Below are 22,285 nucleotides of genomic sequence, written 5' to 3' on the forward strand. Positions count from 1 at the left end.
TGAACGACGGATACTATATGCCTTTAACTGCAAGCACATAATCTAGCGCACCGATAATGGCAGCTACTTGTGCATTGTTACACTCTTCATCAGTGACGGTTGGGCTATCTGGGTATACTTCAGTTGTAGTCCCATATTGGCAATTGGTCATGCCGCCACATAACCCTAATGCTTTCATTGGGTAGTTGATAACACCTTCTTGTACCACTGGTGACCCAATAATGTCGCCATGCTCATCGGCTGGCGCAATATGAGTGACTTTTTTTACTGATTCAATCACTGCTGCTTGAAACTCTGCTACTGGGTTTTCACTATCACCAACGGTGTAGAAGCCATCTGGAATAGAGTCTTCAACATATTCAATACCATCACGTGCTGCGAGTGCTGGGCGAAATTCACTTTCATCAGTATTGGTGGTTTCGTGTAAATCGATATGAACCAAGACCTCTCCGATGTTTTCAACCAATGCAATTAGGTTGGCGGATTCTTCTGCGGGGCTATTAGCATAAAATGAGCGATTTGGATCCAGTGCATTGGGGTTCCAACGGTTGATGGTTTCGTATCCCCAAGGGCTTACGCAAGGCGCGCAAGCAATATTAAAATGAGTTAAGTAGCGCTTGGCTTGAGTGGCTAAAAATTTCAATGCACCATGAACACCGCTAGTCTCATAACCGTGAACACCACCCGTAATCAAGACAGTGGGTTTATCATTGCTCCAGTCTCGGCTTTTGACACAAAACAGTGGGTAACGAACTGTGTCATAAGAAAGAGCGCCGTACTGCTCAACATCAAAGTCGTTTTGAAGGGCGAGAATTTTAGGGACGACTTCGTGTTGGTATTCACGTTTAATGGTGGTTTGTGCTCGCCACGCTTGACGCTCTGCATCACCCCATTTTTGTCCTGGGGTGCCAATCGGGTAGTGGGTGTTAATTTGCATGACATTCCTTACGGTCATTGTAATTCAGCTTTGAGCTTAATAGCCGAACTCAGTGGATGCAACCTTATTGATACTTGCGCTATCAACGATTTCTGGACTGGTGCTGAATGTGCAATTTTTTGCATTGTTATGGTTTATCACGCCCTTATATTGGTGTTACATTTCGTTACTTCATAGCATTAAGTGAGAACAAAACATGGCAGGCGCAAGTTTATTAACCTTGTTGGATGATATTGCTACCGTATTGGACGACGTGGCGCTGATGTCAAAAATGGCCGCGAAGAAAACGGCGGGCGTATTAGGTGACGATTTAGCATTAAATGCCCAGCAAGTATCTGGTGTATCGGCTGAACGTGAAATACCCGTTGTATGGGCGGTTGCAAAAGGTTCATTTCGCAACAAGCTGATATTGGTTCCCGCGGCACTGTTGATGAGCTCGTTAATCCCGTGGCTAATTATGCCCTTGCTGTTATTGGGTGGGCTGTTTCTCTGCTTTGAAGGTGCTGAAAAGATTTTGGAGACGTTTTTTCATTCCCATCACAGTCATCAGCCAAGTTCTGATGAGGCGGAATTGGGTAGCACCTCCATTGAAGAGTATGAGAAACGAAAAATCGCTGGTGCAATTCGTACGGACTTCATCTTGTCGGCTGAGATCATCGTGATAGCGCTGGGTACAGTACAAGGGCACGATATGATCACTCAGATCTTAGTGGTGAGCTTAATTGCCGTCATCATGACAATCGGCGTGTATGGGCTGGTTGCTGCCATCGTTAAGCTTGATGACTTGGGGTTTTATTTAGAACGCATTTCAAACGGTAGCGGGTTAAAGTTTCGTCTTGGCAAAGGGTTAATTAGTTTTGCACCAAAACTAATGAAAGGACTGACCATTGTTGGAACTGCCGCGATGTTTTTAGTCGGTGGTGGTATTGTGGTGCACAATGTGCCGTGGGTGCACCATGCGCTGGAACCGATAGTTTCTGCATTACCCAATATTTCTTTATTAACCGCAATTGTCCCAGTAGTGCTGAATGGCGTTGTCGGTTTGTTGGCGGGTTTAGCGGTGGTTGTGGTGTGGAGTATTGCCAACCAATTAAGACCTTCACGCTAAAATATTTTTGTGGTGAAGATAATGAACCTAAATGGTGATTTGCTATTAGATGAATAAACTAGCGTTTTTCTTTTTTTGGCAATCACTACCATGCAGTGTGAATTCTATAATCAGCACCAGTGCCGCTCTTGCACTTATTGTCCGCTGCCTTACGCCACTCAAATTGCTAACAAAGATTTCGCACTGAAATCATTATTTTCTGCAAACATGCCAGAGCAATGGCTTGAACCTGTCACGAGCCAAGACACAGCTTTTCGTAATAAAGCGAAAATGGTTGTGCTTGGCGCCGCGCATGCGCCGATTCTCGGTGTAGAAACGTTATCCAAAGGTGAGCTAATCCCCGTTTCACTGGTTAATTGCCCGCTTTATCCTCAAGATATGCAAGCCTTATTGGTGTACTTGCAAGACTGGATTCGAACATCGGGTATCCCTCCTTACAATAAAACAAAGAAGAAAGGAGAGCTGAAATTCGTCTTGTTAACTCGTAGCGCACACTGCGGTGAATTTATGCTGCGTTTTGTGCTTCGAAGTCGAACTGCGATGGCACGAATTGAGAATAACTTAGCGCGCCTTATCGCTGATTTTCCATCAGTGAAAGTGGTTTCGGTCAATTTTCAACCGATCCATATGGCGCGACTTGAAGGTGAAGAAGAGATCTTTTTGACAGCTAGTGAGCACCTTGTTGAGCAATTTAACCAGGTCCCAATGGTAATTCGTCCCAAGAGCTTTTTTCAAACTAATCCGCAGGTTGCTGAGCAATTGTACGCAACGGCAAGGGAGTGGGTTAGGGACATTAAACCCGCCTACATGTGGGATCTCTTTTGTGGTGTGGGTGGGTTTGCCCTGCACTGCGCGAGTTCCGAGACGGCTGTTACTGGAATTGAGATAGAACCAGAAGCGATAGCCAGTGCCAAGCGTTCGGCGCAGGCAATGGGGGTCACCAATTTAGATTTTGCAGCACTGGACTCAGCGCAGTATTCATTAACTCAATCACACGCGCCAGAATTGGTGTTGGTTAACCCTCCACGGCGTGGCTTAGGAATACAATTAGTTGAGCAGTTGGTTGCTTTATCACCAAAACATATTATCTACTCAAGCTGTAACCCGGAGACGTTATTAGCGGATATGCAGGGCATGCCTGATTATGTGCCAAAAAAATTGCAATGGTTTGATATGTTTCCACATACCGACCACAGTGAAGTGATGGTGTTACTTGAGTCTCAACCTAAACTCACAGCCTGATCGTCGAGGCAAAGTGGTAGAGAAAAGGGAAGCTGTTGCTTCCCTTTTTCGTCTTTGTAATGTTATTTAACCGTCCATGCGACGGTTTCACCGCCTCGAATCGGCACTACAGTGTCTGAGCCAAAAGGCATGCTGTCAGCCACAGACCATGGTTCGTTGACTAGCGTTACGGTATCGCTATTGCGTGGTAGGCCGTAAAAATCAGGGCCATTATGGCTGGCAAACGCCTCAAGATGACCAAGCTGATTCACTTGCTCAAAAACTTCCGCATAGAGCTCAAGTGCAGCGTGGGCAGTATAGGAACCTGCGCAACCACAAGCCGCTTCTTTTTTGCCTTTTGCATGTGGCGCTGAATCGGTACCAAGGAAAAATTTCTTACTGCCAGATGTTGCTGCTTGAATTAATGCAAGCTGGTGAGTATTACGTTTTAAAATCGGTAAGCAGTAGAAATGAGGACGAATACCACCGGCAAGCATGTGATTGCGGTTATACATTAGATGGTGCGCGGTGATCGTTGCTGCCACATTGTCGTTCGCATTTTTCACAAACTCTACCGCTTCGGCAGTCGTGATATGTTCCAACACAATTTTGAGCTTAGGGAAATCATTAACGATAGGAGCAAGAACTGTATCGAGGAAGGCTTTTTCTCGGTCAAAAATATCCACATCGTGAGCTGTCACTTCTCCATGGTTCAGTAATAGCATGCCAACATCTTGCATCGCTTCTAACACCGGATAAATGTTTTTCGCACAAGTGACACCAGAGTCTGAGTTTGTCGTAGCACCTGCAGGGTAGAGTTTAGCGGCGACAATGGCACCGGAGGCTTTCGCTTTACGGATTTCATCGGGAGTGGTGTTATCGGTGAGATAAAGCGCCATCAGTGGTTTGAAAGAATCGCGTGGTTTTTGCGCCATAATGCGTTCTTGGTAGGATAACGCTAATTCAGTGGTAGTAATTGGTGGGACGGTATTTGGCATTATCAGTGCGCGGCCATTGTAACGGCTGATATCTCGAACGGTATCTGTCAGTACATCACCATCACGTAAGTGTACATGCCAGTCATCAGGACGAGTGATCGTAATTGTTTTCATTGAATGCTCCCACCGGAAAAATTGGTTGATTGGAGCCTAAACATATTCTTCATTACTGTGCGCGCAATCGCTTACGTTTAGGCGACAGGATGATAGAGGAAAAGGGGAGGGATTTCATCTTTTTATTTCCAGCCAGAGGAATCACATCTCTTTAGTAGAGTTAGTCACGTTGACGGTTTTGCATTATCATCACCGCATAAAATAGAAATAAAAAACGTATAAGGATCAGCCATGTCGTCAGCGCAACTCTCTCAAATCAATATCTACCCTGTTAAATCGGTGGCTGGAATTTCGCAATCAACCGCTTGGGTTGAAAAGCAAGGTCTCGCTTTCGATCGACGTTTCATGGTGGCATTGGCTGACGGCTCAATGGTCACCGCTCGCAAATATCCGAGTATGGTAAAAATCAGTTCAACGCTGGTGGCTGATGGTTTGATTTTTACTGCGGCTAACCAATCTCCGTTAAAGCTGCGTTACGTAGACTTTAAAATGCAGCCTGCTTCAGCGCAGGTGTGGAGCGATAACTTTACTGCTTATACCACTACCGACGATGCCGACGATTGGTTTAGTGAGGCTTTAGGCCAGCGAGTAGAGTTGTTGTTTACTGGTGAACAGTCTAATCGAGTACGAGAAAAAATTGGCCATAACGTCAGTTTTGCTGACGGTTATCCAGTTTTGGTGATTAGCCAAGCATCATTGGATGAGCTAAACCGTCGTAGCCCCGAACAGCATAGTATGGATCAATTTCGGACTAACCTCGTGGTGACGGCCAATGAGCCGTTTGCGGAAGATGGATGGAAACGAATTCGTATCGGAGATGTTGAATTTGAATCCGTAAAGCCTTGTGAACGATGTATTTTGACGACAGTTGATGTCAATAAGGGTGAATTCCGACCAACCAAAGAGCCGCTCAGAACCTTATCTCAATTTCGTGCCAATGAACGCGGTGGCGTGTTTTTTGGCCAAAATTTAGTGGCGAAAAATGAGGGGATGGTTCGGGTTGGTGATACTGTTGAAGTACTTGAATATAAAGAAAAAGAAATTTATCTCGATCACGGTATGACTCATCATCTTATGACATGTGTTGAGCGTGAAGAGATCGCCCGTGACTTCATAACCTTCTGGCTTGAGCCTAAGCAGGGTGATGTTCCTCATTATCAACCCGGTCAGCATTTACCGATCGAAGTGGTGATTGATGGTGAAAATGTGGCACGACGCTATACGTTGTCTTCTAGTCCATCGCGTCCCGGGCGCTTAGCTATCTCTGTGAAGCGTATTGATGGTGGACGAGTTTCTAATTGGTTGATTGATCATTTACAAGTGGGTAGTACGCTAAGCACCCAGTATCCAGATGGATCATTTCATTTATCTGGCCATCAACAGCAGCCATTATTACTGCTTTCCGCAGGAAGTGGTGTTACGCCAATGCTTTCCATGTTGCGTTACCTTGCGGATCATCAAAAAATTCAAGATGTAGTCTTTTATCATCAATGTCGTAGTGTTGAAGATATTCCATGCCGCGAAGAGCTCGAGTTATTGAACCAACAACATGATGGACTAAAAGTACTCCTTTCATTGACCCAAGCCCCGCAAGATTGGTTTGGGTTAAAAGGACGACTCTCTTTATCTCATATCAAGCAGCTCAAAGATGTGGCTGAGCGTCAGGTATTTGTGTGTGGGCCGGATGGTTTTATGCAAAAAGCGAAAAACTTGTTATTGAAGAGAGGGGTAGCGGAAGAGTCTTATCACCAAGAAGCATTTGGTGTGGCGCAAAAGGTGACGGCTGAATTTAAAACGTTGCAGCTAAGTGTTAATGGCAATCTGTTTGAAGGCAACAACCAAACGACTCTGCTTGAGCAAGCCGAAGCGGCCGGTATCCCAATTGCGAATAGCTGTCGAGCTGGTTTTTGTGGAGCCTGTAAGGTAACGGTTGAGTCAGGCAAAGTGCATCAGCCAGAAGTACCAGCATTACAAGATCATGAACGTCATATGGGCATCGCGTTAGCGTGCTGCTGTGTGCCTGAAACTGATTTGGAAGTCGTAAACTAACCCTTTTGCTGCTTGCAGTAGCTGCGGTATTACCTACGTTCGCTTATCTGCAACGCTACGTCGTTTGGTATGAATACGCCTAACCAACTTGATTTATAAAAATGCCTCTTGGGTCAAATGACCACAAGAGGCGCGACGTTGCTAGTGATTTTTATTTAGAGCATGTTAGGAGACCTAAATAAAGTTAGTCACAAAATCGGATAAGTACGAATTAATTGCCGAACACTCAGTGAATTTCGCGTCAATGTGTGAAGCTCATTCCAATTTATTTAGTGCGGTTTTATCCTTAAACCTACCTTAGATTAAGTTTTTTGAGCTTGATCGACGAATAAATAAACGCTTGAACGTTTGCGTAAAAATATGTGATGAAACTCTCATTTTGTTGTTTATACTTTCCGCCCGGTTATGAGCCGGTGCTCAACCCATACAAGCCGTCACATGGATATGTGAATGACCCCAAGGACTGGACCAGCTAAGTTTCTCTGCTTGTATAAGGTTATTTAAAATGAACAATGTTTTTACCAGCCACTCTTTTCCCTACTTCTTTGTAGTGAACGAGAGTCATGATTCATCCTTTGCCAAGTTATTTGGTCCTGCCCTTATCTCCCAATTTCACACTAGGTAAATACAATGAATATTCTTTTTGGTCTTGTCGGCGTGATTGTGCTGATGGCTTGCGCGTATCTGTTATCTGAGAGCCGATCTTCCATTAATTGGAAAACCGTTTTACGTGCTTTATTGCTGCAAGTGGGCTTTGCTGCTTTGGTTCTTTATTTCCCGTGGGGACAAACTGCATTAGCAAGTATGAGTAATGGTGTTGCTAGCTTGTTGGGATTTGCAGACGCAGGGATCAGTTTTTTGTTTGGTGATTTAGCTAATTCTGGGTTTATTTTTGCGGTTCGTGTTCTGCCCATTATCATTTTCTTCAGCGCTCTTATCTCAGCCCTTTACTATCTTGGTATCATGCAAAAAGTCATCGAGTTCATTGGTGGTGGTATCCAAAAATTTTTAGGTACGAGCAAAGCGGAATCTTTAGTTGCTACAGGCAATATATTCCTTTCACAAGGCGAATCCCCGTTACTCGTTCGCCCATTTTTATCGCGTATGACCCGTTCGGAATTGTTTGCTGTGATGGCTGGCGGTATGGCATCGGTTGCTGGTAGCGTGTTGGGGGGGTATGCGGGTTTAGGGGTTGAACTTAAGTACCTAATCGCCGCAAGTTTCATGGCTGCTCCTGGCAGTTTGATGATGGCGAAAATCATTGTTCCTGAGCGTGATGTTCCTCTTGACCAATCGAATATAGAGATGGATAAAGCGCAAGACAGTAATGTTATCGATGCGCTTGCAAGCGGTGCAATGAACGGAATGAAAGTGGCAGTAGCGGTTGGAACCATGCTGGTCGCTTTTGTGAGTGTCATTGCAATGGTCAATACAGGGTTAGAAAGCTTCGGTGAACTCTTTGGCTTTAGCGGCATTACCTTACAAGTGTTATTTGGCTATCTATTTTCGCCGTTAGCATGGGTTATTGGTGTGCCAAGTAACGAAGTATTAATGGCGGGTTCTTATATTGGTCAAAAAGTGGTGATGAACGAATTTGTCGCGTTTATCGATTTTGTTGAGCATAAGGCCTTGTTGTCCGAACATACGCAAGTCATTGTTACTTTCGCATTGTGTGGGTTTGCCAACATAGGATCGATCGCGATTCAATTGGGTTCCATCGGTGTGATTGCACCGGAACGTCGTGCAGAAGTGGCAAACTTAGGGATTAAAGCGGTTGCTGCGGGCACATTGGCAAACTTAATGAGTGCGTGTTTAGCCAGTATGTTCATTTTATTGTAAAAATACATTCTCGTTATGTGAATGCCTGCTTCGGTGGGCATTTTTTATCAACTGTTATTTGGGCTGTGTTGTACAACGCAGTAATCGTAAAAAAACTGATTTATAGCAAATACTGTTTCAAATGAGCGCGTAGTATAGGGTGCAATTAACTGCGTATATCATTATTGAAATACGCGGATGTTTTCACTTCTTGAGTATTTGCTATGGAAAATCTTGTCGACCGTTTTCTGCGTTATGTTGCTTTTGATACACAATCAAATCCTGCCAATTCACAATGTCCAAGCTCGTCAGGTCAAAAGCCTTTCGCTCATAAGTTGTGTGATGAGTTGATAGATTTAGGTCTAACTGAAGTGAGTGTAGACGATCACGGCTATGTGATGGCTAAGTTAGAATCAAACGTGGATTATCCCGTTCCTGCCATTGGTTTTATTGCGCATATGGACACTGCTCCTGATGCTTCTGGAAAAAATGTTAAACCACAACTTGTTGAAAATTATCAAGGTGGCGATATCGCGCTTGGAAAAGGTGATGAAGTGTTGTCGCCTATTCAGTACCCAGACTTGCACCAATTGCATGGTCATAACTTAATTACGACCGATGGCACCACACTGCTTGGCGCAGACAATAAAGCCGGTATTGCCGAAATTATGACCGCGCTAGAGGTGTTGATTGCGGATCCGAGTATTGTTCATGGTGATATTTGTATTGGTTTTACACCAGACGAAGAAATTGGTCGCGGTGCTGATTTATTTAATGTGGAAAAATTTGGGGCGCAATGGGCTTACACCATTGATGGTGGGCCAGTTGGTGAGCTTGAATACGAAAACTTTAATGCAACCAGTGCCGATGTGATTTGTCACGGTATTAATGTGCATCCGGGAACTGCAAAAGACAAAATGGTCAATTCGATGAACATTGCTGCGCAATTTCAGTTGATGATGCCAATGGATGAAACACCAGAAACAACCGAAGGTTACCAAGGTTTTTACCATCTGAAATCAGCGGAGATGAGTGTTGCTCGTTCAGAGTTGGGTTATATTATTCGAGACTTCGACCGTGAAGGTTTGGATGCTCGTAAAACATTCATGCAACAAAAAGTAGCAGAACTGAATGCTCGTCTTGAAAAAGGTCGTGTTGAACTGGTGTTAACGGACAGCTATTTCAACATGAAAGAGATGGTCGAGCCTCATCCACAAGTGATTGAACTTGCAAAACAAGCGATGATTGAGTGCGATATTGAACCATTGATTAAACCAATCCGTGGCGGTACTGATGGCGCAAGACTCTCATTTATGGGACTACCATGTCCGAACATCTTTACTGGTGGCTATAATTTCCACGGCATCCATGAATTTATCAGCGTAGAAGGAATGGAAAAGGCGGTTAATGTGATCGTTAAACTGTCGGAAAAAACAGCACTAACCAGTCAACCAAATTAAAACATACCCTCTTTAGCGTTTCCGAACGAGCATTAAAGAGGGGTATTCCATTACAAAGCTTTGACAGGGCGCATATTAATTGTGCCCATATCCTTTTTTAGCCTTTCATTCAGTTACAATGTAAATCAATAATAAGCGAAATAACGCCAACAGATGGTCGTCGTTCGATACAGTAATGAAGGGGATTAGTATGGAGAAAGCAGTCGCGGTTTGGGACTTTCTTCTCACGCATAAATTGATATTCACCACGTTAATAATGGTGCTGATCATTTTGATTCGTCGTTTGGTGCTATCACAGATTCGAGGTGATGTCGCTTTCATTACAGAGAAACAACGTAAATGGATGTCACGAACCAAGAATGGAATATTTGGTTTGACGATCGTCATCTTGTTTGTGTTATGGCAGTCCGAGATCAACGAATTTGCATTGTCAGTGACCGCTATTGCAGTTGCGATTGTTGTGGCATCGAAAGAGATTATTCTCTGTTTTACAGGCTCAATTCAGCGTGCGAGTTCTCGCTCATTTCGTATTGGGGATTGGATTGAAGTGGGAAAATTAAGTGGTGAGGTGATCGAGCACAACTTAATGGCAACGGTGATTCAAGAAATTGACCTTAACCATGGTCAATATCACTATACGGGCAAAACTGCGACTCTTCCTAATAGCATGTTTTTTACTTTCCCAGTCAAAAACCTTAATTTTATGAAGCGTTATGTGTTTCATAATTTCTCGATTGTGGTGCCAAACTTCGCTAACTTGTTTCCGCTACTGCCAATCATGCATGAGAGGATCGAAGCGCATTTTGCTCATTTTATTGATGTTGCACGGCGCTACAATAATATGATCGAAAAACACGCGGGTGTGGATTTGCCCAATGCAGAGCCCCATATTCAGATCAGCAGCACTGCTGCAGGTGAACAAGTCGTTCACTTTATGATTTTCTGCCCAACCGAAAGAGCTAACCATCTTGAGCAGTTGATCCGTGAAGACTTCATGCAAGAGTACGAAAAAGCTTTTCCTCGTGAATTGAATGGCGCGGCTAATACACTGGTGAATTAACCACACCATAATTGTATCGATTGAAGCGAGTCATATGACTCGCTTTATTTAATGTTTAATTGAATGTGTTTTGGTCACTGAGATACCAAGTCTTTTTGCGAGTCGAGTTAAATTAGCTCGGTCGATTTGTAGCTGTCTTCCGGCTTCTGCCCAGTTAAAATCGGCTCGGGTTAACGCTTCACTGATTACCTTTCTTTGGAATTCATCTGTGGCTTCACGTAAGCCTATGCGCCAGTTAATGTTGGCCTCTTCTGTCTGCGATATTTGTTCATTTGAAGTGTTGAACGAGATGCCATTATCCAGTTCACCAATATCGTGGCAGGTTACAGTAACTAGGTTAGATGCAGTTTTCTTAGCACGAGCTTTTAGTGCTGCACGATTAATAACATGCTCAAGCTCTCGGACATTACCCGGCCAGAAGTAATGCAGCAGCGACTCCAAAGCCAGCGGGTCAATTTTAAGTTGTACAATGCCAAGTTTTCGTCGAGCCTGCTCTAAGAAATAACCGGCGAGTAATGTGACATCTCCATCGCGTTCGCGCAGCGATGGCACATGGATTGGGTAAACACTGAGCCTATGATAAAGGTCAGCACGAAAGCGTCCGGCTTCGACTTCTACTTTTAGATCTCGGTTTGTCGCAGCCAATATTCGTACATCAATGGTTTGTACGTGATCTTTTCCGACCGGTTGAATCTCATTATTTTGTAACGCTCTTAGGATCTTGCTTTGCGCGGTAAGTGGAAGTTCGCCGATCTCATCTAAAAACAGGGTACCACCATCAGCTAAGGCAAATTTGCCTAAACGATGTCGATCTGCACCCGTAAATGCACCTTTTACATGGCCAAATAGTTCACTTTCTACTAAGTTTTCAGGAATAGCGGCGCAGTTTACGTAGATCAAAGGCTGACGTTTTCGAGATGAAAGATGATGAATGGTACGCGCCACTAATTCTTTACCAACCCCTGTTTCGCCGTGAATCAAAATGTTGAAATTGGAAGGAGCAACCACTTCGAGGTCGGCTTTCATTATTTGCATCGCCGTACTAGAACCGATGATTTCACCGCCGTCTCTGTCCCATACTTCTTCATTGAGTTCTTCGAAGCGTTGTTGAGATTGTTTAGCTTGGGCTTCTAATTGTGAAAAAGTCAGTGCCATTTTTAGTGTCGAGGCGGCAATAGCCGATAACACTTCAAGGCTTCTTGTTGGTATGTGGTCAAACACATTTGGTGTCAGGCTATCGAGCGTCAGAATTCCTAGCAATTCGTCGCCAAAGAGTAGTGGTAAGCCCATGCAAGAATGCATCGGTAGATCGCCATCATGCTCCATTAACAGGCCATCAAAAGGATCTGGTAGCGGAGAGTGCGCATCAAACCTTATCGGCGATTTGGCTTGGCAGATTTGTGTGAAACGAGGATGCTCTTCGATTAAAAATCGGCGACCTAATGTATCTCTAGTTAGACCTTGCATAGCAAGAGGAATAAGTAACTCCCCTTGGCGAGAAAGGAGTACCACACAGTCACACTGGATGGTTTTGCGGATCGCATCAAGTAAGCGACTGAATCGATCGTGATCATTTGAGCCACTGGCTAACCCAATCGTCATTTCGACTAGAGTGGAGATAGAGATATCTTGCATAGAAATAATATTCGTGATGTTTTTCTGATATTGTAGTGTCAATATGACCTATTTAAAAGGGTTTTATTGACCTGTTTGCTTAAGGTTTTTGGTGCTATTTTTATTAAAATCAATGATATATGATTTGGCACGTGTTGTGCAGTTAGATGAAAGTGAAAAACATCATCTTATAAATAACAAAAAATAAAATCTGAGGAGAATTTCAGTCATGCTCAACGACCATCACATCGGCATTATCAAAAGTACCATACCACTGCTTGAATCAGCAGGCCCTTCCTTAACCAAACATTTCTATGAACGAATGTTTTCACATAACCCTGAGCTAAAAGATATTTTTAATATGTCGCATCAACAAACGGGTCGTCAGAGCGTCGCTTTGTTTGAGGCCATTGCCGCTTATGCAAAAAACATTGATAACCTAGCAGTGCTGACCAGCGCAGTTGAGCGAATTGCCCACAAGCACACCAGCTTTAACATTCAACCCGATCATTACCAAATTGTTGGTCTTCACCTGATCGAAACATTACGAGAACTTGCCAGTGAAGCTTTTACGAGTGAAGTTGAAGAGGCTTGGACTGCTGCCTACCTGTTTTTAGCTCAAGTATTTATTTCTCGGGAAGGCGAGTTGTACTTACAACGTAAACAAGCGTTAGGTGGTTGGGAAAATGCACGCGAGTTTATCGTTCAAGAGAAAGTAAAAGAATCGGAATTGGTGACGAGTTTTATCTTTGCCCCTACCGATAAAGAAAGCGTATTAGATTACCAAGCGGGGCAGTACATAGGTATAGAAGTGAAACCGGAGTCATCTCAATATAAGGAAATCCGCCAGTATTCGTTGTCACAAAAATCAAATGGTAAGAACTACCGAATTTCAGTCAAGCGAGAAGGCTTTGATACGCAACATGCTGGTATTGTATCGAATTATTTGCACGATGAATTGTGTGTGGGAGATTGTGTGAAATTGTATGCGCCAGCGGGAGACTTTTTCTACGTAGAACGTGAAGCACCTGTGGTGTTGATTTCTGCGGGAATTGGCGCGACGCCAATGCAAGCGATGTTGCAACACTTTGCTCAGGTCAAAAAGCGTGACGTAACCTATTTACATGCTTGCAACAGCCCTGAGCAACACTCGTTTATTAGCGAGACGGCAAAGTTGATCGAGGCCAATGATTGGAAACAAAAGGTTTGGTATCTAAATAGCGATTTATCGACTGAAGGAAATGGGCACATGCAGTTGGATAAAGTGCCGTTGCCACTACGAAATGGTGATTTCTATGTTTGTGGGCCAATTGGATTTATGCAGTTTATTGTTGAGCAGTTAGAAAGCCTAGGTGTTGATAAATCTCGTATTCACTATGAAGTTTTTGGCCCTCACGCTAACTTGTAAATCACCATAATGTTCAAGGCTCGAAAGAGCCTTGATATCACAGATAATGAGCGTCAATAGACGCCATCAAGCGTTCTTAATTTGTAATTCTTGCCACACAATTTCATGTGAGCCGTTTTCTCCATCGACGAAAATGGAAGATCCGCTGATCATCACAGAGAGTTCCATTCCTCGTGTGAGAGTTGATGCCAGTTTTTCAATTGATTCTGCTTCAAAGCGAATAACATCGACGTTGAGATAACCAAATTTGCCTTTGTTTTGTTCCCACCAAACATTCGATTTAGTGTTGAAGCTATAGATTTTTACTTGCTTGGCTAGGCGAGTTGCTTTTTTGACGCGATCGGCATCAGGTTCACCGACTTCTAGCCATAACTGGATTTGGTCATCTAAAGACTTTAGCCAGATATCGGGTTCTTCGATGGATGATAAACCTTTAGTAAACATCAACTCTGGCGTGGCATTGAGGCAAAAAGCCAAAATGCGTGCGATCATACGCTCGTTATTTTCTGAAGGATGCTGAGCAATCGTCAGATTGAGAGAATCATAGTGATCACGGTTGATATCAGTGAGCGAGATACGAAATTTATAGATAGTTGGTTTGAGGGCCATGGTAATGATTTCTGAGAGACAAAAACGAAAATAGCCAGCAAGATGCTGGCTATTAGAATACTTAGTAAGAAATTATACTAGGCGGATGTTGTCAGCTTGAGGGCCTTTTTGACCTTGAGATACTTCAAACTCAACTTTTTGACCTTCAGCAAGAGTACGGAAACCGTCACCTTTGATTGCGCTGAAGTGAGCGAAAACGTCTGGGCCGTTTTCTTGTTGAATGAAGCCGAAGCCTTTAGTTTCGTTGAACCATTTTACTGTACCAGTAACTGTGTTAGACATTTTAATATCCTAATGAAAAATTTTTACAGCCGATTACGGCGCGGATAGCGTGGAAAAGTAGATTGCTATTGCGTACGACACGACGGGGGAGTTACAAGTAATCCAACGAAACGTATTTGTATACAACGAACTGCTTTCTAGCTACGGCAAAGTCTAGTTTAAACTTTTATCTTGTCAATCATAACTAGACAAATCTCGAAAAACTTTCCAAAAAATAGTCATGTTTTATGCTCCATTTGGCATTTTACTGCAACCGTATTTGAAATGGACTCAATTATTCAAATCGTCAGCAACAAAATTTGTGATTGACAGTGGTGGTTTTTAGAGCAAAATCGCCACCACTATCGTTCACTCTTTGTCTTTAATGGAGGCAATATGGAAAACAAAAAAAACAAACGAATGAGTTGCAAAACCAATCAGTTATGTTTTGAAGATAATCAAATTTCGGACGCAGAGCTCGGCCGTGGACAGATTAAAGATAATGCGCTCAAAGCCGTGGTCACAAGCCAGCTATTTAGAATGCGAGTTGAAAAAGCGAAGAAAGGCAAAGGAAGCTACAGCCGTAAAGGAAAGTACTCGGGTAGAGAGCTTTACTCAAAAGTTGCTTGAAGTTATTTTTGAATAAGGTTCTGCTTACGGCTCCACGCTCCCGCTGAAAAACGCAAATCAGTTGAACACATCAATGATTGATTATGTACTTTGTTATTTATGTGTTTGTCTCACAAAATTCTAATTTTAGCGAAAAAATCTCAATGGTTAATAGTTTGTTACCATTTGTTCCATTTTGATGCTTTTATCTATGTAATGCATTGTTATACCTAATTTCGCGTGCATTTGATCGTTAACTATTGATTAACAATTGTATTTTGTCGCCCGTCACAAGCAAAATTGTTCAATATTTGAACTTGATATTATTGGTGAATAGAGGAAAATATACGCAAAATGAGATTTCAAAAATGAATGGATGCTTTTTTATTAAAAAGAGGTTTATAGCATGAAACTGATATTAATTTTGATAGCGTCTGTATCTGCAGGTGTTGCTTCTGCGGAACACTTCCACTCCTTTTTACTCGGCTTGTATGTATCTTCCTTAGCGATAGGCACCTGTTACTGGTTTGCCTTCAGAAGCACTAGAGTGCCAGAATTCGCGCTATTTCTATTAATTTGCGGCCTATTCGCCAAACTTTCCGTCACTGTTGTGGGTGTAATGTGGGGAGTGTCGGCTGATTTGATAACGTCTCCTATCGTGTTTGCTTTGTCATACATGTTTTTCTCTATCGTTGTAACTTATATTTGGTTCAGCTATCGAGATAAAAAGACGCCAACACCTAAGCTTTCTACTCAGGTATAATCGTCACTGTTTAAGATTTGAGTATCAATGTAGAACAAGGGCTTTTTCAGTAAAGCCCTTTTTTATCGCCATTATTCGACTTTTGTCCAACAGAGCTTTGGTTGTTTTACGTATAAACTCATTATCATTGTGAGTTACCAATGAGTGAGGGAAGCTAAATGGAAGTTGGATTGTTCTGGGCGGAAAAAGGGATATTGCTGCTTGGTATTATTTTTGTTTTAACCAGTATCACTCAGTATGGCAAGCGCAGCCATGATTGGAAGGGGGTGGTGACGATGTTCTATCGACGCATACCGATGACCATCGCAGAATATAAATGGTACCGATTGGGTGTTTCATTTATCGTCTTTGCTGTTGTATTACGTATCATCATTCTGACTCTGTGGCCGTCACTTTAATGTGGTGGTTTCTGTCCTAAGGCTCCAACCGGCACACTTCCTCATTTTGAATTAAATTTTTGCGCAACTCGCATATACCTAAGGTTTAGGTATACACTCTATTCATTGAATTAATAGACATTAAGGTGATTACATGTCTTTCCCCGTACTCATCTGTGATGACTCTGCATTAGCACGTAAGCAGATGGCGCGTTCACTCCCAGCGTCTCTTAACGCTGATATCACCTTCGCAGTAGATGGTATAGATGGAATCAAGAATCTTGAAGAACATGACTTCAAATTAATGTTCCTAGATTTAACAATGCCAGAACTCGATGGCTATGGCACGCTTGAGGAAATGCAGCGCAGAGGTATGACAACGCCAGTCGTGGTTGTTTCTGGTGATATTCAGCCTAAAGCCAAAGAGCGAGTTATGGCGTTAGGCGCTCGCGCTTTTATCCAAAAGCCAATCGATAAAAATGCGCTTAATGATGTATTGAGAGAGCTAGTAGAGCCAGCAACACAGCCACGTATTGTAACCCCTGTTTCTGTTGATCTACCGATATTGAAGCGACGAGATATCTATATGGAAGTCGCTAACGTTTCGATTGGACGAGCCGCAGATGCATTAGCTCGACATTTTGATGTTTTTGTCCATTTACCGTTGCCAAACGTCAATATTTTTGAAGTCAGCGAATTGCACATGGCATTACGTGACTTAGCAGAAAATGACCAGGTATCAGGTGTTTGTCAGGGGTTTAGTGGCGAAGGCATTGCTGGTGAGGCATTAGTTTTGCTTAGTGATTCTAGTGTTTCTGACCTCAAAAAATTAATGAAAGTGCCTGCTGATAGTGAAGAACTTGAAGAGCTAGAATTGTTAATGGACGTGTCGAATATATTGGTCGGTTCTTTCTTAAATGGATTGGGCGAACAATCAGAGGTGCGATTCTTCCAAAGTTCTCCTGTGCTGCTTGGACAGCATATCTCCATTGATTCAGTCATCCAATCTACCGCGGGAACGTTCAAGAAGACTATGACATTTGAAGTCAGTTATAATATTGATCAGACATCGATTCGTTGCGATTTATTGTTTATGTTTGTCGATGAGTCACTTCCACTGCTAGACAACAAACTCGCTTATCTTATGGAGGACTTTTAGCGATGAATCTTCCTGCTGAATTTGAGCAATTCCACTGGATGGTGGACATGGTACAGAATGTCGATATGGGCTTAGTGGTCATAGATCGAGATTATCAAGTACAAGTCTGGAATGGCTTTATGACACACCACAGCGGTGTACAGTCTCATGATGCTATTGGTAAATCGATATTTGAATTATTTCCAGAGATCCCCTGTGAGTGGTTTAAACTAAAAACAAAACCGGTATATGACCTTGGTTGTCGCAGTTTTATCACGTGGCAGCAACGCCCCTATTTATTTAAATGTCGCAATGTTCGCCCTGTAACCCAGCAAGCAGAATTTATGTATCAGAGCATTACACTAAATCCTATGCGCACACCAACAGGGAAAATCAACTCTCTTTTTCTCTCGATACAAGATGCAACAGCAGAAGCACTAGCGTCATTGAAAGTTAATCATTGACTAACTATAACCTTGTTGAATGAGTAATGCGTTTTATGGGGGGTTATTAATGGATGGGTGGGTGTTAGTACGTTTTCTAGACTGGGCTTTAAATTTTTATACTATTTTTTGAAAAAAATAACGTTAAAAGTGTCTATTAAAATCCCATTTGGGGGTGATATTGGTCACATATTTTTAGTTGAATACTGTTTGGTAATCGATTGCTTAGCTGGTGGGATTCGATGGTGGAGTGAGTTTTTTATTTAACTTTATGAAAAATAAGGGGATATATTTTATGGTTTTTGCTAGGGAGTATTCAAATCTACCGGATATGAAAGTTTCGATATAGTACCATAAAAAAAAATAAAATATCAGACTTGCCGAGAAGAAATCCCAACCTATAATGCTGAAAACCGGAGCGTCTGCCAACGCTCCGGTTTTTTTGTGTCCGAAAGCCAGTAATCTCGTCTGCCAACATGATTACTACGCACTTTGCGAAAGTGACACACAGTTTATGAATCAAGGAAATGCACAATGCGTATCGAACAAGAACTTAAGTTAGGTTTCAAAGATGTACTGTTTCGCCCTAAGCGTTCAACACTAAAAAGCCGTTCTCAAGTAAATTTAACCCGCGATTTTACATTCAAGCATAGTGGGCGTCAATGGTCTGGCGTGCCCGTGATTGCTGCGAACATGGACTCTGTTGGTAGCTTTGCTATGGCAAAAGCGTTGGCTGAACACGATGTAATGACAGCGGTTCATAAACACTATTCTGTTGAGGACTGGGCTGAGTTTGTCAAAGGTGCTGATCAAGCCACGCTTAAGCATGTGATGGTATCAACAGGAACCTCGGATAATGATTTCCAAAAAACTAAAGACATCATGGCATTAAGTGATGACCTTATTTTCATCTGTATCGATATTGCCAACGGTTACTCAGAACACTTGGTAGATTATGTACAACGTGTTCGTGCTCAATTCCCAGATAAAGTGATCTCAGCAGGTAATGTTGTAACTGGGGATATGGTTGAAGAACTGATCCTTGCCGGTGCAGATATTGTTAAAGTAGGAATTGGCCCTGGTTCTGTGTGTACTACTCGCGTGAAGACCGGTGTTGGCTACCCACAGTTGTCTGCGATCATTGAATGTGCTGATGCAGCTCATGGTTTAGGTGGCTGCATTATTGGCGACGGTGGTTGTACTTGCGCCGGTGATGTATCGAAAGCGTTCGGTGGCGGTGCTGATTTCGTTATGCTTGGCGGTATGCTAGCAGGGCATGAGCAATCTGGCGGTGAAGTTATTGAAAAAGATGGCGTAAGCTACATGAAGTTCTACGGCATGTCTTCACAATCAGCCATGGCGAAGCACTCTGGTGGTGTTGCAAAATACCGTGCAGCTGAAGGAAAAACCGTGCTATTGCCATTCCGTGGCAGTGTTCACGATACGATTTCAGATGTGCTGGGTGGCGTGCGTTCTACCTGTACATATGTAGGCGCTGCAAAGCTTAAAGAGCTAACGAAGAGAACGACGTTTATTCGCGTGAGAGAACAAGAGAACAACTTGTTCGGTAAAGAGTAAGTTTCTAATACCTCGGAAAATACGAATAGTTTAGGGCCGCTTTTAGCGGCCTTTTTTATTGCTGAAAAATAGAAAGTGGCGACAAAGTGGCGACACTCACGCAAAAAAAATTTGAGGTGACCGCTATAAATCAGCCAATGGGTTCTTGGTGATCGCATCAGAGAGGTGATCGGGAGCGAAGTGCGCATATCGCATTGTCATGCTGATATCGGCATGGCCAAGTATATCCCGCAGTACCAGTATATTCCCGCCATTCATCATAAAGTGGCTAGCGAACGTGTGGCGGAGAACATGCGATGCTTGCCCGGAAGGTAAACTGATGCCGAGTTTTTTTTTCAGAATGTAGCAAAATGGCGTGTAGCACTGCACAAACAATTCACCTGAGATTGGTTTATAGATCTCTTCGTACAACTCATTAGAAATTGGTACAGAGCGATTCTTCTTGGTTTTAGTCTTAGTGAAGGTCACTTTATATGGCGTTAATTGAGAGCCCTTTAGCTTTGCAGCTTCGTTCCATCTTGCCCCAGTAGAGAGACACAACTTTACTATTCTAAGCATATCGTCGCGCTCGTGTTGCCCAACAAGGTTGAGTAAAAGAGCAATTTGGTCGGTTGTTAAGAATGCCATTTCTCTTTCTGAGTCTTTAAATGGCTTAACGTCTTCTAAAGGGTTAGGGGCTTTCCACTCGCCAATTTCTTTAAGCTTGTTAAATACAGCCTTAAACCTAGCAAGCTCGGAATTCATAGTTGAAATACTTGGCTTACCTCTGTTCCAACGTTCTTCGTCTACAAACATTAGCGAACCAGCCATACGCTGGCTTCTGTATTCAGAATAGCTTTTGGCAGTAAATACCGAAGCCACAGGGTTGCCCATAGCTTTCACCATGTGACGAAACTTTTGAACAATGACATCACCATTAACCAGTGTTCGACCATAGTGATCATACCAAGTCGTAACTAGGTCGGTTAGCCGACGGTGATCGGGTTTGTCACCAAGCCAAGGTTTACTTTCGGTTTGCTGCAATAGATGACGTTCATAAGCAGCGGCTTCACCTTTAGTGGTAAAGCGTTTTCGAATGCGGTTCTTGTCCCGACCATTTGGATATGTTTCAAGTTGCCAGGGCTTTTTCGAACCATCTTTTAAGTTTCTTATAGACATGATAAAGCTTAATGATGTTGTATGTACAAACAGTGTGTTTTGTTCTAAAACGTAGAGCAATGTTTTAAATTTCAGAAAGGGCACATGAGTAAAATAGTATTATGCCTGATCCAATTATTGATGGGTATAATATGATTAATCATCAAGATACATACTTATTATTTGTTCTGGAGCTAGAATAGTAGAGCGTTTTTAAGATAAGATAATTCGCTATTATTGGGTCGCGCGATTAATAAAACCGAAGGTGGGTATGGATAAAATTCTTCGAGAGTCAGATCTAGAAGACGTAGCTAAGATTGTTAAGAATCTTATCTTTGTCCCGAGAAGTGAGACTAAAGTTACAGTTTTTTTATGTGGTGGTGAAGTTTCAGATAATACTTATGCTAGATCAAAAATGGCGAAAGTATTTCAAGAATACCCACGGTATGAGCTCTTGTATCCGGAGGACCTTTTTGATGACTTATTAGCTGGACATGGACAGCATAGTTTACTCACACTAGAAAATATTCTGGCAGATAGTGTCGATTCAATTGTGATTTTTCCAGAAAGTCCGGGCTCATTTGCTGAGTTAGGAGCTTTTTCCAACAATGAAAAACTCGCAAGAAAAATGATTGTTGTGTCAAATAAAAAGTATAAAAGTAATAAGAGTTTTATTAACTATGGACCTTATAGATTAGTTAAAGCTTCGAAATCAGGAAAAGTTACTCATATAAACTATGAACATTTAGTGGATAAGCATGAAAAGTTTAAAATTTATAGACGTATTAATGATTACATAACTGGTATCCGTAAACTCCACCCTGTTGCAAAAGATGTGGCGAACATACTCGAAGCAGAACATTTTATTCTTCCATGTATCTTTCTCATGGATGGTGTAAATAATGCAAACTTGTACAAGTTAATGAAGTTTGCGACTGAACGTAGTGATAGTTTATGTGAAATCGCTACTCGATCTGCTTTGGGGCGTTTAACTCAGAAGCAGTACATTGCGAGGACGTCTACGGGCTATTTAGTAACCGCTCTTGGTAGTGAATATGTGAGTAAAACATTTAAGTCTACGTATTTAGATCAAGCTAGAGTTGAACTGATAAACGCAGAAAATCGTAGTAATTCAAAGGTTAATTATGATAGAGTCAAGTCGGCGCTCACCTTTAGCGAGTAAGTTTAGACTTACTGGATAGTGTTTCTGCTGTCCTGCAATAAATCTAGTACAATGCCGAAGTAAATTTTGCCTTGCTAGAAAAGCTTTTTCTAGCCAGGCATAATCTACCCCGATACTTAAGACGTAAAGGTGATGCGCCATATGCCTTCAGATAATATTTATCGATTGAAAATTTTAGGGCTTCCTGCCCTTAAAAACATTCAAGATTTAGCTTCAGAAGTACGTTTGTCAGAAGACAAAATGAAGTACCTTGCTTATCGAACTGAGCATCTATATATACCCGTGATCATTGAAGATGCTTGATTTTCAATAGAATCAGGATCATGCTACAAACCATGAAAATCACACTGACTCCTCAACAGAAACTGCAACTCGAACAGATGCACGACATTGAGCGTGA

General features: G+C 42.5%; 21 protein-coding genes. 15 read left to right on the plus strand and 6 right to left on the minus strand.

What is annotated here, in order from left to right; all coding sequences use genetic code 11:
- Positions 1–13: 13 nt before the first annotated feature.
- Positions 14–937: a M14 family metallocarboxypeptidase gene (locus EYW48_RS11200; RefSeq protein WP_277432409.1), complete on the minus strand. Its 924-nt coding sequence runs from the start codon at positions 935–937 to the stop codon at positions 14–16.
- A 196-nt stretch (positions 938–1,133) separates the two neighbouring features.
- On the opposite strand from EYW48_RS11200, the gene EYW48_RS11205 reads away from it, so the two are divergent.
- On the plus strand, positions 1,134–2,045 hold the full coding sequence (locus EYW48_RS11205; RefSeq protein WP_277432410.1) for a DUF808 domain-containing protein: 912 nt from the start codon (positions 1,134–1,136) through the stop codon (positions 2,043–2,045).
- A 90-nt stretch (positions 2,046–2,135) separates the two neighbouring features.
- Complete coding sequence (gene rlmC, locus EYW48_RS11210; RefSeq protein WP_274676126.1) at positions 2,136–3,287, plus strand: 23S rRNA (uracil(747)-C(5))-methyltransferase RlmC; 1,152 nt, start codon at positions 2,136–2,138, stop codon at positions 3,285–3,287.
- Between the two features lie 62 nt (positions 3,288–3,349).
- Here rlmC and pyrC read toward each other — a convergent pair whose 3' ends face one another.
- Positions 3,350–4,378 carry a dihydroorotase gene (gene pyrC / locus EYW48_RS11215; RefSeq protein WP_277432411.1) on the minus strand — a complete coding sequence of 343 codons (1,029 nt, stop codon included), beginning with the start codon at positions 4,376–4,378 and terminating at the stop codon, positions 3,350–3,352.
- A 231-nt stretch (positions 4,379–4,609) separates the two neighbouring features.
- On the opposite strand from pyrC, the gene EYW48_RS11220 reads away from it, so the two are divergent.
- From EYW48_RS11220 to EYW48_RS11235, 4 genes are all read left to right on the plus strand, one after another.
- Complete coding sequence (locus EYW48_RS11220) at positions 4,610–6,427, plus strand: hybrid-cluster NAD(P)-dependent oxidoreductase (RefSeq protein ID WP_277432412.1); 1,818 nt, start codon at positions 4,610–4,612, stop codon at positions 6,425–6,427.
- A 630-nt stretch (positions 6,428–7,057) separates the two neighbouring features.
- Entirely contained in the window at positions 7,058–8,266 is a 1,209-nt protein-coding gene (locus EYW48_RS11225; protein ID WP_172532924.1) for a NupC/NupG family nucleoside CNT transporter, read from the plus strand.
- 203 nt (positions 8,267–8,469) lie between these two features.
- Positions 8,470–9,705 (plus strand): peptidase T, encoded by a 1,236-nt coding sequence (gene pepT, locus EYW48_RS11230; RefSeq protein WP_171980947.1) that lies wholly within the window; start codon positions 8,470–8,472, stop codon positions 9,703–9,705.
- 190 nt (positions 9,706–9,895) lie between these two features.
- A complete protein-coding gene (locus EYW48_RS11235) occupies positions 9,896–10,765 on the plus strand; it encodes a mechanosensitive ion channel family protein (RefSeq protein WP_171980948.1) in 870 nt (289 codons plus the stop codon).
- Positions 10,766–10,813: 48 nt separating this feature from the next.
- On the opposite strand, the gene norR is transcribed toward EYW48_RS11235, so the two are convergent.
- Positions 10,814–12,400, minus strand: coding sequence for a nitric oxide reductase transcriptional regulator NorR (norR, locus tag EYW48_RS11240; RefSeq protein WP_274682000.1), 1,587 nt, complete (start codon positions 12,398–12,400; stop codon positions 10,814–10,816).
- 208 nt (positions 12,401–12,608) lie between these two features.
- Here norR and hmpA point away from each other — a divergent pair, with 208 nt between their 5' ends.
- Positions 12,609–13,787 carry an NO-inducible flavohemoprotein gene (gene hmpA, locus EYW48_RS11245; protein ID WP_277432413.1) on the plus strand — a complete coding sequence of 393 codons (1,179 nt, stop codon included), beginning with the start codon at positions 12,609–12,611 and terminating at the stop codon, positions 13,785–13,787.
- Positions 13,788–13,853: 66 nt separating this feature from the next.
- Here the strand turns inward: hmpA and EYW48_RS11250 are convergent, their stop codons facing one another.
- Together EYW48_RS11250 and EYW48_RS11255 are read right to left on the minus strand one after the other, a co-directional pair.
- Positions 13,854–14,396, minus strand: a complete 543-nt coding sequence (locus tag EYW48_RS11250; protein WP_176313318.1) for a YaeQ family protein — start codon at positions 14,394–14,396, stop codon at positions 13,854–13,856.
- Between the two features lie 72 nt (positions 14,397–14,468).
- A complete protein-coding gene (locus EYW48_RS11255) occupies positions 14,469–14,678 on the minus strand; it encodes a cold-shock protein (protein WP_053311123.1) in 210 nt (69 codons plus the stop codon).
- A 399-nt stretch (positions 14,679–15,077) separates the two neighbouring features.
- On the opposite strand from EYW48_RS11255, the gene EYW48_RS11260 reads away from it, so the two are divergent.
- From EYW48_RS11260 to EYW48_RS11285, 6 genes are all read left to right on the plus strand, one after another.
- The gene (locus EYW48_RS11260; protein ID WP_176313331.1) at positions 15,078–15,287 is read left to right on the plus strand and encodes a ribosome alternative rescue factor ArfA; all 210 of its coding nucleotides are present in this window, start codon (positions 15,078–15,080) and stop codon (positions 15,285–15,287) included.
- Positions 15,288–15,672: 385 nt separating this feature from the next.
- A complete protein-coding gene (locus tag EYW48_RS11265) occupies positions 15,673–16,029 on the plus strand; it encodes an NADH:ubiquinone oxidoreductase (protein WP_176313319.1) in 357 nt (118 codons plus the stop codon).
- A gap of 158 nt (positions 16,030–16,187) precedes the next feature.
- Positions 16,188–16,427: a hypothetical protein gene (locus EYW48_RS11270; protein ID WP_277432414.1), complete on the plus strand. Its 240-nt coding sequence runs from the start codon at positions 16,188–16,190 to the stop codon at positions 16,425–16,427.
- Positions 16,428–16,560: 133 nt separating this feature from the next.
- The gene (locus EYW48_RS11275) at positions 16,561–17,565 is read left to right on the plus strand and encodes a response regulator (protein WP_171981641.1); all 1,005 of its coding nucleotides are present in this window, start codon (positions 16,561–16,563) and stop codon (positions 17,563–17,565) included.
- A gap of 2 nt (positions 17,566–17,567) precedes the next feature.
- The gene (locus EYW48_RS11280) at positions 17,568–18,008 is read left to right on the plus strand and encodes a PAS domain-containing protein (RefSeq protein WP_053311120.1); all 441 of its coding nucleotides are present in this window, start codon (positions 17,568–17,570) and stop codon (positions 18,006–18,008) included.
- 513 nt (positions 18,009–18,521) lie between these two features.
- The gene (locus EYW48_RS11285; RefSeq protein WP_261918441.1) at positions 18,522–19,565 is read left to right on the plus strand and encodes a GMP reductase; all 1,044 of its coding nucleotides are present in this window, start codon (positions 18,522–18,524) and stop codon (positions 19,563–19,565) included.
- Positions 19,566–19,688: 123 nt separating this feature from the next.
- Here the strand turns inward: EYW48_RS11285 and EYW48_RS11290 are convergent, their stop codons facing one another.
- Positions 19,689–20,723 carry a tyrosine-type recombinase/integrase gene (locus tag EYW48_RS11290; protein WP_277432415.1) on the minus strand — a complete coding sequence of 345 codons (1,035 nt, stop codon included), beginning with the start codon at positions 20,721–20,723 and terminating at the stop codon, positions 19,689–19,691.
- Positions 20,724–20,973: 250 nt separating this feature from the next.
- Here EYW48_RS11290 and EYW48_RS11295 point away from each other — a divergent pair, with 250 nt between their 5' ends.
- Positions 20,974–21,885: a retron St85 family effector protein gene (locus EYW48_RS11295; protein ID WP_277432416.1), complete on the plus strand. Its 912-nt coding sequence runs from the start codon at positions 20,974–20,976 to the stop codon at positions 21,883–21,885.
- Between the two features lie 141 nt (positions 21,886–22,026).
- Positions 22,027–22,188: a hypothetical protein gene (locus EYW48_RS11300; RefSeq protein ID WP_277432417.1), complete on the plus strand. Its 162-nt coding sequence runs from the start codon at positions 22,027–22,029 to the stop codon at positions 22,186–22,188.
- Positions 22,189–22,285: the final 97 nt, after the last annotated feature.

The sequence above is a fragment of the Vibrio sp. 1180_3 genome (assembly GCF_029478545.1).
In the GTDB taxonomy this organism is placed as follows: Bacteria; Pseudomonadota; Gammaproteobacteria; order Enterobacterales; family Vibrionaceae; genus Vibrio; species Vibrio aestuarianus.

Excerpts from the sequence above, each read along its gene's own strand:
- EYW48_RS11200 (WP_277432409.1), bottom strand. The coding sequence starts at position 937 with ATGCAAATTAACACCCACTACCCGATTGGCACCCCAGGACAAAAATGG.
- EYW48_RS11205 (WP_277432410.1), top strand. The coding sequence starts at position 1,134 with ATGGCAGGCGCAAGTTTATTAACCTTGTTGGATGATATTGCTACCGTA.
- rlmC (WP_274676126.1), top strand. The coding sequence starts at position 2,136 with ATGCAGTGTGAATTCTATAATCAGCACCAGTGCCGCTCTTGCACTTAT.
- pyrC (WP_277432411.1), bottom strand. The coding sequence starts at position 4,378 with ATGAAAACAATTACGATCACTCGTCCTGATGACTGGCATGTACACTTA.
- EYW48_RS11220 (WP_277432412.1), top strand. The coding sequence starts at position 4,610 with ATGTCGTCAGCGCAACTCTCTCAAATCAATATCTACCCTGTTAAATCG.
- EYW48_RS11225 (WP_172532924.1), top strand. The coding sequence starts at position 7,058 with ATGAATATTCTTTTTGGTCTTGTCGGCGTGATTGTGCTGATGGCTTGC.
- pepT (WP_171980947.1), top strand. The coding sequence starts at position 8,470 with ATGGAAAATCTTGTCGACCGTTTTCTGCGTTATGTTGCTTTTGATACA.
- EYW48_RS11235 (WP_171980948.1), top strand. The coding sequence starts at position 9,896 with ATGGAGAAAGCAGTCGCGGTTTGGGACTTTCTTCTCACGCATAAATTG.
- norR (WP_274682000.1), bottom strand. The coding sequence starts at position 12,400 with ATGCAAGATATCTCTATCTCCACTCTAGTCGAAATGACGATTGGGTTA.
- hmpA (WP_277432413.1), top strand. The coding sequence starts at position 12,609 with ATGCTCAACGACCATCACATCGGCATTATCAAAAGTACCATACCACTG.
- EYW48_RS11250 (WP_176313318.1), bottom strand. The coding sequence starts at position 14,396 with ATGGCCCTCAAACCAACTATCTATAAATTTCGTATCTCGCTCACTGAT.
- EYW48_RS11255 (WP_053311123.1), bottom strand. The coding sequence starts at position 14,678 with ATGTCTAACACAGTTACTGGTACAGTAAAATGGTTCAACGAAACTAAA.
- EYW48_RS11260 (WP_176313331.1), top strand. The coding sequence starts at position 15,078 with ATGAGTTGCAAAACCAATCAGTTATGTTTTGAAGATAATCAAATTTCG.
- EYW48_RS11265 (WP_176313319.1), top strand. The coding sequence starts at position 15,673 with ATGAAACTGATATTAATTTTGATAGCGTCTGTATCTGCAGGTGTTGCT.
- EYW48_RS11270 (WP_277432414.1), top strand. The coding sequence starts at position 16,188 with ATGGAAGTTGGATTGTTCTGGGCGGAAAAAGGGATATTGCTGCTTGGT.
- EYW48_RS11275 (WP_171981641.1), top strand. The coding sequence starts at position 16,561 with ATGTCTTTCCCCGTACTCATCTGTGATGACTCTGCATTAGCACGTAAG.
- EYW48_RS11280 (WP_053311120.1), top strand. The coding sequence starts at position 17,568 with ATGAATCTTCCTGCTGAATTTGAGCAATTCCACTGGATGGTGGACATG.
- EYW48_RS11285 (WP_261918441.1), top strand. The coding sequence starts at position 18,522 with ATGCGTATCGAACAAGAACTTAAGTTAGGTTTCAAAGATGTACTGTTT.
- EYW48_RS11290 (WP_277432415.1), bottom strand. The coding sequence starts at position 20,723 with ATGTCTATAAGAAACTTAAAAGATGGTTCGAAAAAGCCCTGGCAACTT.
- EYW48_RS11295 (WP_277432416.1), top strand. The coding sequence starts at position 20,974 with ATGGATAAAATTCTTCGAGAGTCAGATCTAGAAGACGTAGCTAAGATT.
- EYW48_RS11300 (WP_277432417.1), top strand. The coding sequence starts at position 22,027 with ATGCCTTCAGATAATATTTATCGATTGAAAATTTTAGGGCTTCCTGCC.